The 11,899-nt window shown below is 34.5% G+C and carries 8 protein-coding genes; 6 read left to right on the top strand and 2 right to left on the bottom strand.

Features of this window, described 5'->3' with window-relative positions; genetic code table 11:
- Window positions 1-692: 692 nt before the first annotated feature.
- From GON26_RS02140 to GON26_RS02160, 5 genes are all read left to right on the top strand, one after another.
- Window positions 693-3,797 carry a SusC/RagA family TonB-linked outer membrane protein gene (locus GON26_RS02140; RefSeq protein ID WP_160373064.1) on the top strand — a complete coding sequence of 1,035 codons (3,105 nt, stop codon included), beginning with the start codon at window positions 693-695 and terminating at the stop codon, window positions 3,795-3,797.
- Between the two features lie 59 nt (window positions 3,798-3,856).
- On the top strand, window positions 3,857-5,380 hold the full coding sequence (locus tag GON26_RS02145; RefSeq protein WP_160373065.1) for a RagB/SusD family nutrient uptake outer membrane protein: 1,524 nt from the start codon (window positions 3,857-3,859) through the stop codon (window positions 5,378-5,380).
- An 8-nt stretch (window positions 5,381-5,388) separates the two neighbouring features.
- Entirely contained in the window at window positions 5,389-6,492 is a 1,104-nt protein-coding gene (locus GON26_RS02150) for a hypothetical protein (RefSeq protein ID WP_160373066.1), read from the top strand.
- Between the two features lie 343 nt (window positions 6,493-6,835).
- Window positions 6,836-8,227 (top strand): endo-1,4-beta-xylanase, encoded by a 1,392-nt coding sequence (locus GON26_RS02155; RefSeq protein ID WP_160373067.1) that lies wholly within the window; start codon window positions 6,836-6,838, stop codon window positions 8,225-8,227.
- A gap of 154 nt (window positions 8,228-8,381) precedes the next feature.
- Entirely contained in the window at window positions 8,382-9,302 is a 921-nt protein-coding gene (locus GON26_RS02160; protein WP_160373068.1) for a LamG domain-containing protein, read from the top strand.
- A gap of 160 nt (window positions 9,303-9,462) precedes the next feature.
- Here the strand turns inward: GON26_RS02160 and GON26_RS02165 are convergent, their stop codons facing one another.
- Complete coding sequence (locus GON26_RS02165) at window positions 9,463-10,152, bottom strand: SIMPL domain-containing protein (protein WP_160373069.1); 690 nt, start codon at window positions 10,150-10,152, stop codon at window positions 9,463-9,465.
- Between the two features lie 54 nt (window positions 10,153-10,206).
- Complete coding sequence (locus tag GON26_RS02170; RefSeq protein WP_160373070.1) at window positions 10,207-10,845, bottom strand: rhomboid family intramembrane serine protease; 639 nt, start codon at window positions 10,843-10,845, stop codon at window positions 10,207-10,209.
- 118 nt (window positions 10,846-10,963) lie between these two features.
- Between GON26_RS02170 and GON26_RS02175 the strand changes: the two genes are divergently transcribed.
- A complete protein-coding gene (locus tag GON26_RS02175; RefSeq protein ID WP_160373071.1) occupies window positions 10,964-11,833 on the top strand; it encodes a lysophospholipid acyltransferase family protein in 870 nt (289 codons plus the stop codon).
- The last annotated feature ends 66 nt before the right edge of the window (window positions 11,834-11,899 follow it).

Consider the following 11,899-nt stretch of genomic DNA (forward strand, 5'->3'; position numbering starts at 1 on the left):
TTAATTTACTTTCTCCATATAGTGCACCACATCTTTAGACTAGTATCTATCGTTTAGCTTTTGGATTCGTCTTCAGAAAATATTTGTCAAAAGTAATTTTCAAGATAAATTTTCTGATTTTCGATTATTTTAGTTTTTAAAAGTTTATAACCGGCATTCTTTTCTTGTTCTGAAAAACATATATTAAGTTGTATTGATCTGGGTATGTCTAAGAAAACTGCTTATAAAATCAATTCCAAAATTATTCTCTTCCAGATGGTATAGAATCCTTTGGATAAGATAATGAAGTGTTATTTCTTTTTGAAAGAGATTTTTTTTTGTAAGTCAAATTTTTCAAAAAAAAGCACTTTCAGGTTTTACCAAAAATCCGTATTTCAAAAACATTGTTGTTTATTTTTATATAAACCCTATTTTTCACACCCTTTTTTTAGCAATACTTCAGCAGTAGTTTTTGATGATTTTATTTTCTATTTCACTGATTACAGGGACTTAGCCGTTTGTATTGCAACATCTGTTGCACAATATGCTTCATCTGTTCTACGATGGCACTACGCTAGATTTTACTTTCGTTAAGAAATATTTAAGAAAACGGTTTCGTATCAAAATTCAAATATTGAATAGAGAAATGAACCTTGTATTAAATGTTTTTCTAACTAATTATTTAAAATCAAAATTCTAAACGACCAAATTTTATGCAGAAAAGAACATTAAAAAAACTATTGTGTTTAATAGTATGTATGTGGGGAAATTTTTTCTTTGCACAAACTGTTAAAGGTAAAGTAACATCAGGGGGAGACGCCCTGCCGGGTGTTAGTGTACTCGTACAAGGAACAAAAACCGGAACAACTACCGATTTTGATGGTAGTTTTACTTTAAACAATGTAGAACCAAAAGCGACGTTGCTTTTTAGCTATGTGGGCTATAAAAATTTAGTATTGCCGGCTGATACAAAATCGCTGATGCAGGTAGTCATGGTTAATGACCTGGAAAAATTAAACGAAGTAGTTGTTATAGGATACGGAACTTCAAAAAGAAAAGATATAAATGGTGCTGTTTCCTCTATTAAAGCTTCTGAAATTCAGGACAAGCCCTTTACTTCTATCGATCAGGCTCTTGTAGGTAAAGCTGCTGGTGTAAACGTAACTCAAAACTCCGGTACACCTGGAGGAGGAATTTCGGTACAAATTAGAGGAATTACCTCTATTAATGGTAATGAACCTTTGTATGTTATTGATGGAACGCCTGTTTTTGCAGATAAAAACAATGACTCTTTCTCGTTTAGCGCATTAGGCGGAGGAAACGGACAAACTAAAAACTCTGCTTTGTCGGGTCTGAATATTTCGGATATCGAAACTATTGATATTCTAAAGGATGCTTCGGCAACGGCTATTTATGGTGCCAATGGTGCCAATGGTGTCGTCTTGATTACAACCAAAAAAGGTAAAAAAGGAAAGTCAAAATTTACATACGAAACCTATGTGGCAAATCAGGACGTTACCAATTCTGTTGATGTTTTAAACTTACCTCAATATGCCAAATACCAGTCAAAAATTTTCAAATTAAATGGTGAGCCTATCCCCTATCAATATCAAAAACCTGATTTATTAGGAAATGGAACAAACTGGCAGGATGAACTCTTTAGATCCGCTACCATGTACAATCATCAATTGTCATTCTCTGGCGAAAAAGAAGGTACCCGTTATTATACCTCTCTAAATTATTTTGATCAGGAAGGTATTGTTTTAAACTCCGACTTTAGTAGATTATCCATGCGATTGAATGTAGATTCTAATGTAAAATCCTGGTTGAAAATAGGTAACAATATGTCCATAAGTCATTCTTCGCAACAAGTAGTACGAAACGATGACAGAGGTGGTCTGGTTATGAATACCTTAAGACAATCTCCTGAATTACCCGTTAGATACGCTGATGGTTCTTATGCGGGACCAACAAGTGGTTTAGGATCTTCGGCAAATGAAGCTACCAACCCGATTGCGCTATCTGAATACAATAATGCTACTACAGAAAGATTTAAAATTAACGGAAATTTATTTGCTGATTTTACGCTTATAAAAGGATTGGTTTTCAGATCTGAATTAGGGTATGATTTGAATTTTTCAAAAAACAGGTCTTTTGCCCCTAAATATACTTTAGGAAATGTCTCTGAACTGTTAAACAAATCATTCAAACAGCAGGATCAAAGCTATTATTGGAACATTAAAAATTACCTGACTTATAATAAAACAATAAGCGAGAACCACAACTTTACTTTCTTATTGGGTCAGGAAGCTCAGGAAAGCCGTTACGAATATTTAAGCGGTTACAGAACGGGTGAGTTTTTAAACAAAGATTTTACGAACTTAAACATAGGTGATATTGATACTGCCCTTAACGGAAATGGTTCTGGCAGATGGTCGATGGCATCGTATATTTCGAGATTAAATTATAGTTTTTCAGACCGCTATTCTTTTTCAGCTTCTTTAAGAGCAGATGCTTCGTCGAACTTTGGGCCTAATAACAAATGGGGTTATTTCCCTTCGTTTTCAGGAGGATGGACTGTGAGTAACGAAAGTTTCTTTGAGCCTTTATCAGATAAAATCGATTACTTAAAATTCAGAGTGGGTTATGGTTCGGTAGGAAATCAAAATATTCCGCCCAACAGGTATCAGACTATTTTATCGCTGCTTTCCTCTCCTTTTGGAGGTGTATCACCAACAATTGATAATTTAGGAAATCCTGATATTAAATGGGAATCTCTTAAATCTTTCAATGCTGGTTTTGAACTGGCGATGCTGAACAACAGAGTAAAAGTAGATTTTGATTATTATATTAAAAATTCTTCTGATTTCCTGACTAAGCAAATCAATGACGAATCGAATCAGAGTGCGCTTAATTACTACCTGAATACGGGTGAAATCGTAACAAAAGGTATCGAACTTACCCTGAATACAAGAAATATTGTTACTGATAATTTCACTTGGGACAGTACTATTCTTTTTTCTAAATACAAAAATGAACTCACCAGTTTTCAGGGTGAAGGCAAATCGTTATTAGGAAAAGTACAGTTTGATTTATATACCGTTACCAGAACTACTGAAGGCGAACCCGTAGGACAATTTTACGGTTATGTTACAGATGGATTATTCAAAAATGACGCTGAATTAGCAGCTGGGCCAATTCAGGAAACCGGAACTGGAGTTGGAGATATTCGTTTTAAGGATATGAATAACGACGGAAAAATTGATGCGAAAGATCAGGCTGCACTCGGAAGTGCTATTCCTGATTTTACGTACGCCTTTACCAATAATTTTAAATACAAAAACATCAGTTTATCAGTGGTTTTAACCGGAAGTCAGGGTAACGAAATCTACAACTTCACGCGTCATTACACAGATGGAATTTATCCTGGATTTGGAGACCGGTTTGCAAATGTAAGTACTCAGGCTCTAAATGCTTTTGAAACTGGCGTAAACGAAAATACCGATGTGCCAAGAATTACACTTAATGATCCAAATGGTAATGGCAGAATTTCGGACAGATTTGTGGAAGACGGTTCTTATTTAAGAATTCAAAATGTCTCTTTGAGCTATGATTTACCAAGTAAGATTTTCGAAAAATCCATTATCTCAAAAGTCAGATTGTATGTAAATGTTCAAAATTTATACACGTTTACAAAATATTCCGGTTTTGATCCTGCATTAGGAAATTTAGATCAAAACATCACACTGAGCGGTATTGATTTAGGTCGCTACCCTGTACCAAGAACCACTTCTCTGGGTGTGAATCTGGAATTCTAAAATTGATAAAAAACACATTTAACGTAATGATTCACAATCGTTAATATAAAAAAATAGTTATGAAAAAACTTTTTAAACTTTTTATGATAGGAATGCTGCTGCCATTACTGTCTTTATTTTCCTGTTCCGATGAGTTTTTGGATGCACCATCAGAAAATCAGCTAACTCCAGGAGATTTACCCGAAGGAATTACCGCTTTTGACGGAATTGCCGAGAGTTTATATTTTAAACCTTGGTTTACTTTTAATGATAAATTTCTGATCGCTGTAGGCGATATGTACGCCGGAAACGCTTTTACATTTGATGGTGCTTATGCACAGTTTAAAGATGCTCAGGTTACGTCTCAAAATCCCATCCTGACCGAAGGATATGTTTCTTTATTTTCGGTTATTGATCAATCTAATAATTTAATGAGTCTGGTTGAAGACAGAAAGAGCGAACTGCCTGAAGCATCGTATAAAAATGCTATAGCCATATCCCGATTTATGAGAGCCAATGCTTATTTTTATCTGGTGAGAACTTTTGGAGCCGTGCCAATCATTGCTAAAGCAGGTTCTGCAGCACAACCCAAAAGAAATCTGGTTTCGGATGTTTATAAATTTATAAAACTGGATTTAGAATACGCCGTTCAAAATTTACCTGAAAGATCATTAAAAAAAGGATATGTGACTAAATTCGCGGCAATGGGTATTTTGGCAAAAGTGCATTTGACTTTAAATGAATATGCAGCCTCAGCAGCTTTAACCCAGAAAATTATCGGAAACCAATACTCTTTAATTCAGGATTACGGCAACTTATTTAGCAGTCCGGAAAATAATAATAGTGCAGAGAGTATGTTTGCTTTGCAATGGAAAGCGATTGCAACCGAATGGGGAACTCAAAACACCAATCAGGCTTATATCGTTCCTGGAGGTACGGGAATTACAGGTGGCGGAGACGGCTGGGGCGTTTACCTTCCTTCTATTTCATTACAAAGCGGATTTGAACCCAACGATACCAGAAAGAAGAGTACCATCATGACCGATGGTGATTTTTACCCTGAATTATTAAAAAATCAAGGTGGCTTTATATACAAAAAAATCTTATCCTCAACAGGAGCTAACTTCAGAAAATACATTGTAGGTTCTGCAGCCGAAAGAAACGATGTGTTTTTTATGAGAACATCGCAAAACACCATTATACTCCGCTATTCTGATGTTTTACTAATGAATGCTGAAGCGATTTTGGCTGGAGCCAATTCGACAACTTCTGCAGTGGCTTTAAGTTCTTTCAATGAAGTGCGAGTGAGAGCGGGATTACCAATTAAAACAGTACTTACAAGAAATGATTTGTTTAATGAAAGAAGGGTTGAATTCGCGCTTGAAGGACAATATTTCTTTGATTTAAAACGTCGTGGTCTGGCTGAAGCAACAGCTATTATTTCGCAGCAGGAAATTGGTTTTTATTCTGATGATGCCAGAACCGATTTAATTTCCAGAAAAATAACTCCGGGAAGCAATTATTTTGAATTGCCATTGCCGCAGTCTGCTATTGATACTAATCCTTCCCTATTAGAAGCTCCGGTTCCTTTTAACTTTAATTAATCTATACTATGATCAATAAAATAAAATATAGCATTATAATTCTTTTGGCTTTGGTTTCTTTTACGGCCTGTCAAAATGATGATATGACTACTGCAAATGTAGATGCAATGGTTGCTGAACCCGGCGATTTACTTAATCAGGCCTTTCCTCTAAATAAAGTCAGAGTCGAAGGTCAGGGATTAACAGGTTTAAAAAAGATTACGCTGGATAATAAAATTGATATCAGTTTCAATCCGAACCATAATTCTGAAAAAGCGTTTATTTTCACTATTCCCTTTGATGAAAAACTAGGAAGCCGATTTGGAAAACAGCCTATTACATTTACAACCGCAACGGGTTCTGTTACCAAAGAAATTGAGCTTTTACAGCCTGTTCCTACAATTACAAAAACAATTCCGGCAGTAGCAACTCCAGGATTTCCATTAGAAATTGAAGGTACCTGGTTTTACAATGTTTCCTCGGTTACTTTAGGAGGAAAATCACTTAGTTATTCCAGAAATTCGGCTTCGTCGATTATTATCGGTTTACCGGCAAATGCAACGTCAGGTTCAGAGTTAGTGGTTACTACACCGGGAGGATCAGCAACAAAAACTATCAATTTTGCTACCGTAATTCTGGTGTGTGATTTTGACGGAAATGGTCTTAGAACCGAGTGGACTTCTTATGGTGATATCGATACATTTAACGCAAATACTACGGGTGGCCCAACGGGAAATTATGCAACCTTAATTTGGTCTGGCTCTACTGCCAATGGCTATAACGGAAGCAGTGCCGGAACTGGTGCTGGTTTTCTTTCCGCTACAAATAATGATGCAACGAAAACTTTTATTGATATTGATGTAAGCGCGAATGTTGTAGGAGCACAATTTGCCATTCAGCTGAATACTATTGATGGTGTCAATTATGGTTATAATTTTAAAGTAACCGATGTCAATTGGACTACTAAAACGCTAAATCTGGCTGATTTTAAAGACAATTACGGTTTTGGTGCGAATTCCGCTGCTGCGTTGGATGCTTCAAAAGTTAGTGAAATAAAAGTAGGAATCGCTCAGGGTGATACACCTAATCCTAGTGCAATAAAATTTGATAATATCAAAATTCGCTACCAATAATCATTGTATGTTTTAACTAAAAAGAGGTTGTCATCAAAAGCAGCCTCTTTTTAAAACTAAATCATAACCAGTTGGGTGAATTATTTTTAACACATAGAAAACATAGTTTATTGAACTCAAAAAAGGCGTTTCACTTGCATTAAGACACATAGCTATGTGTGAGAAACTAGTTTCTTTTTGATTTACTTTTTTCAAAATCATAAAATCTATGTTTTCTATATGTTTAATTAATTTTTTTATTCATTATACCCAACGGATTACATCATATAATAAATAATAAAACAGAAACTATAAATAAGAGTATTCAGGCCAACAAAAAAAATATTCTATAATAAATAACAGTATGAAAATTAAATTTTTACTAATACTCACCAGTCTCTTCTTTTGTTTGAATTCTTGCTCAAAGGACGATAACGAAGTGGCTGCTACTTTAGAAGCTCCAATTGCAAATGCACCAAAAGAAGTCGTTGACAATGGTTTTAGAGCAAAATGGAATTACGTTTCGAATTCGAAAAGCTATCTTTTGGATGTTTCTACCAACGAAAATTTCACCTCTTTTGTATCCGGTTACGAGTCAAAACCTGTAACTGATTTAAACGAAGTGGTAGTAGGTTTAACAGCAGGTACGCAATATTTTTACAGAGTCAGAGCCAAAAATGAAACAGAAATTTCAGGCTATTCCAATGTTATTAGTGTCGTAACTACAGGTTTAAGCGGCATTCCTGAAGATCCTACCTTTTTAAAAGTAAAAGCAAATAAAGTAGCCAATCCATTTTTTGTAGGTATGGCAGTAAAAGCAGCACAATTAACCAGCGGAAGTGGTTATGATATCATTTTGAAAAATGAATTTAGCAGTATTTCTGCCGAATACGAAATGAAAATGGATCCCATTTCTACGGCAAGTGGCGTTTACAACTGGGCAGCTGCAGATAAAATTGTGGCTTACGGAAATGCTAATGGTATCAATGTTCACGGTCATGCTTTGGTATGGCACAATGCAGTACCCAACTGGCTAAAGGATTTTTCTGGTACGGATGCCGAATTCGCATTAGAAGTAAAAAAATACATTACGGATGTTGTGACTCATTATGCAGGAAAAGTAAAATCCTGGGATGTAGTCAATGAAGCTGCAGATGATAATGGCGGGAACATGAGAAATACTATTTTTCTGCAGCGAATGGGACCTAATTATATCAAAGATTGTTTTCAGTGGGCAAGAGATGCTGCAAATGCGGCAGGAGACACCTCTTTATTATTGTTTTATAATGATTATGCTACCTCAACTAACATCCCAAAACAAGACAGAGTATTTACTATTGTTGATGATTTAAAAGCAAGTAATCTTATTGATGGTATTGGTTTTCAAATGCACAACACGTATTTGAGCCCAACCAAAGCTCAAATAGAAACCGATCTTAACAGAGCTGTGACAAAAGGCCTGAAAATTCATATTTCTGAATTAGACATACAAGTAAATCAATCTAACGACATCTCCACTTTTACAAATGAAAGAAGGCTGGCGCAAAAAGAAAAATACAAAGAGATTGTAAAAATCTATAATGCGTTGCCGGCAGCAAATAAATATGCCTTAACGGTTTGGGGAATGAAGGATAATGAATCCTGGATTCCGTATAGTACTGAACTGAACCATGTTGGAAATGACTGGCCGTTATTATATGATTCCAATTTTGCTGTAAAAAGTTCGCATACCGGATTTTTAGAAGGGTTGGATTAAATTTTTAAAACAGCCTTTGATTAGGCTGTTTACCAACTTGATTATTTGATGATTAATTAAAAAAAAATTAAATGTTCGTTTGATTACTGATCTCAAGTACTCATGTCAATCATAATTAATGCTTTACTATAACTATAAATTAACCACAAAAATTATGAAAAAATTAAATTTATTCTCCTTTACACTAGCCTGTGTATTAGGATTAGTGTCCTGCTCGGAAAATATAACTCCTGGAGCAGAAGACCAATTGGCAATTGTAAATACAAACAACACTACCAGTAAGGTAGCTGCTGCACCGTGGGTGAAACAATTTGAGGAAACATTCGATGTAGGCTCGAACCTTTCACAATGGACAAAAGAACAACGGGCAGATTATAATTCCTGGTATTGCGATTATTACAGCTCTGTGCCTACCACACAATGGAGAGATGGTAAACAATGTTTGGAAATCAAAACTACAAAATTGAGTACCTACAAATACCAATCTGGTTTTATTACTTCTAATTACCAGTACAAACCGGAAAACAATACCGAGTATATGCTTTCTGCCAATATCAAATTAATTGCAATGGACGGTGGGACCTATAAATCTTTCACAGATACTTACGGTGCCTGGCCTGCCTTTTGGTCTGTGCAGGGAAATGCCTGGCCAACGCAAGGAGAAATTGATATTCTGGAAGGATACTCTTTTGCCCCTAATGCAAGTCGTTTTACTTCGAATATTTTTTATGGAACTTCTGTAGGAAACAACCTTTTAGGCAACTCGGCAGAAAGAAACTACCCAGCGAATTTCAATATAAACGGAAATAACGGATGGCATTTATATGAATCTTTCTGGAAAATGAAAAACAACGTAGTAACCGTAACCATAAAAGTGGATAATGTAACCGTTGCAACTTACACCAATAGTAGCGCAGCCAATCTTAATTTTAATAATTTCGGAAAACACTCGATTATTTTAAATATGAATGTGGGATCTAAAGATTCTAATTTTATAGATCCAAATAAAATAAACCTGTTTACTACCACCATGATGTGGGTAGATGATGTAACCGTTTATAAAAGACCTATTTAATTAGGTTTTATATGAAGTTATAATTTGCCCTCCCGATAAAAGTCCTAATGAAAATTAGGGCTTTTTTTGTTCGAAAACATTCCTTTTTAATCAAAAAAAAATCCAAATCCCAAGCAAAAATTTGGAATTTGGATTTTAAAAAATTGGAATTTATATAGTGTTAGTCTAAAATAAAACTCACACTTACAGTAGCTGTAATTTCGATTTCTCCAATGGCTAAAGTTTCATTTGAAGCTCCGGAAGCATCCATAGATTCCGCTTTCATCGCCATATAAACCGGTCTTGGAGGATACACTTGTGAATTATCAGTAATAGTAATCGCTTTACCAACTTTTTGTCCCAAAACTGACACATAATCTTCTGCCTTTGATTTAGCATCTTTAATAGCTAATTTTCTGGCCTCTGATTGATATTGCGCTAATTTAGAAGATTCAAAAACAACATTATCAATACGATTGATACCTTGTTGTACCAGACCTTCCATCAATTCATCGTATTTAGATAAATCTTTCACTACAATTTCTACTGTTTGCGTAGCATTGTAACTCGTTTTCTTTTTTTCGTAATCGTATATAGGATTTAAAGAAACTTGTTTGGTTTTGAAATCTGCTGTTGGGATATTCATTTTTTTGATGAATTTCAAAACGGCATCCATTTTTTCGTCATTTTGCTTTTTTACGTCTTTAGCATTATTTCCTTTGGTTTCTACTGTAGCCGAAATACAAACCTGATCTGGCGCTACTTTTACTTTACCCTCACCATTTGTATTAATTTGCGGAACTTGTTTGATCTCCTGACCGTAAGACATTGTCATAAAAATAATAGTTAAAAATAAGGCTAATTTTTTCATCTTGTATATATTTAAAATTTGTTTGATTGAAGCTTTTCAAAAGTTATGCCAGCATTATAATTTACCCAATTTTGCCATTGCAAAAAGTATCAAAATAGGGATTGCCAACAAAATAGTCATCAGGCTATGATCAACCATTAAAGAAGGATTTTTTATCAGGGTAATCAAATAACCGCCTACAGCACCTCCAAAATGCGCCGTATGTCCAATGTTATCATTTTGGGCTTTCATTCCATAAATAGAATACAACAAATATAAAATCCCAAAAAGATAAGCCGGAATATCAATGACAAAATAAAGTCCGATTGTAGAGTTAGGTTCCAGCAAAATAGCCGAATATAAAACTCCTGTTACAGCTCCGGAAGCCCCTACAGCCCTATAACTGTAATCATTTTTGTGAAAAATCATAGTCAGCAGACTCCCGAAAATTAAACTTCCAAAGTAAACCAGAGCAAACGAAAAATCACCAAGATAATCAATAACTGTTGGAGCAAAAAACCAAAGTGTCAGCATATTAAAAATCAAATGCATCATATCAACATGTAAAAAACCCGATGAAAGCATTCGGATTTGTTCACCAGAACGTATACTACCCACATGAAACTCATATTTCCTAAAAAAAGCGTAATCATTAAAACCTTTGTAGCTAAATAAAACATTAGCAACAATAATCCCTATCAAAATGGTATTCATACAATATATTTAATGTGAAACGTAAATATAGTCATTCTTCTTGTTTATCAAAAAATAGAACATTATCAAAAAGAGTCCATATATTCATTTTTACTTTATCTTTGTAAAAAAAAGATACATGCAATTTCTTGTTTATATATTGGCCTACCCTATACTATGGCTTATCTCTATACTTCCATTTCGCATTTTTTACTTACTCTCAGATTTCATCTACTTTATCGTCTATTATATTTTAGGATACCGTAAAAAAGTGGTTCGTGAAAATATTGCCCTTACACTGCCTCATCTGAACAAAGCTGAGCAAAAAGAAATCGAAAAGAAATTTTATCAGCACATGTGCGATATGTTTCTGGAAATGATTAAAACCATGAATATTTCTTCTGCAGAAATGGAAAAAAGATTCTCGGTAACCAATATCGAAGTCATGAGAGAGTATGAACAAAAAGGGAAAAGTATTGTTTTATTTGCCTCTCATTATGCCAGTTGGGAATGGCTTTTAAGTCTTACCCAAAAACTAAAATTCAGAGCTATTGGAGTTTATAAAAAAATTGCCAATCCATATTTTGATAAATTAGTTAGAAAAATCCGTACAAGATTCGATGCAGAACTGGTAGAAACTAAAAAAACAATTCCGTTGATGGCACAAAATCAGCGAGAAGGAATTTTATCTCTTTACGGTTTAGCAAGTGACCAGTCTCCAAAAATGGATCGCATTTTTCATTGGAAAGATTTTATGGGAATCGAAGTTCCTGTTCATACCGGAGCCGAAATGCTGGCCAAAAAATACGATTTAAGTGTTTTATTTATTAAAGTAAAAAAAATAAAAAGAGGTTATTACGAAGCAACCATTGTCCCTATTTGTGATAACCCAAAAGAATATGAAGATTTCGAAATAACTGAAATTTATTTAAAAGAAGTAGAAAAACAAATTTTAGAAGCTCCGGAATACTATTTATGGACTCATAAAAGATGGAAACACAGAAGATAATACTTCTTCAAAAGAAAGTTCAAAAGACAGTAATTGTTTTTTGAACTTTTTTATTTTAAATAAAAC

This window comes from Flavobacterium hydrocarbonoxydans (genome assembly GCF_009789235.1).
Classification (GTDB): domain Bacteria; phylum Bacteroidota; class Bacteroidia; order Flavobacteriales; family Flavobacteriaceae; genus Flavobacterium; species Flavobacterium hydrocarbonoxydans.

Bases quoted from the DNA above. Each gene is read 5' to 3' on its own strand.
- GON26_RS02140 (WP_160373064.1), top strand. From the start codon at position 693: ATGCAGAAAAGAACATTAAAAAAACTATTGTGTTTAATAGTATGTATG.
- GON26_RS02145 (WP_160373065.1), top strand. From the start codon at position 3,857: ATGAAAAAACTTTTTAAACTTTTTATGATAGGAATGCTGCTGCCATTA.
- GON26_RS02160 (WP_160373068.1), top strand. From the start codon at position 8,382: ATGAAAAAATTAAATTTATTCTCCTTTACACTAGCCTGTGTATTAGGA.
- GON26_RS02175 (WP_160373071.1), top strand. From the start codon at position 10,964: ATGCAATTTCTTGTTTATATATTGGCCTACCCTATACTATGGCTTATC.
- GON26_RS02165 (WP_160373069.1), bottom strand. From the start codon at position 10,152: ATGAAAAAATTAGCCTTATTTTTAACTATTATTTTTATGACAATGTCT.
- GON26_RS02155 (WP_160373067.1), top strand. From the start codon at position 6,836: ATGAAAATTAAATTTTTACTAATACTCACCAGTCTCTTCTTTTGTTTG.
- GON26_RS02150 (WP_160373066.1), top strand. From the start codon at position 5,389: ATGATCAATAAAATAAAATATAGCATTATAATTCTTTTGGCTTTGGTT.
- GON26_RS02170 (WP_160373070.1), bottom strand. From the start codon at position 10,845: ATGAATACCATTTTGATAGGGATTATTGTTGCTAATGTTTTATTTAGC.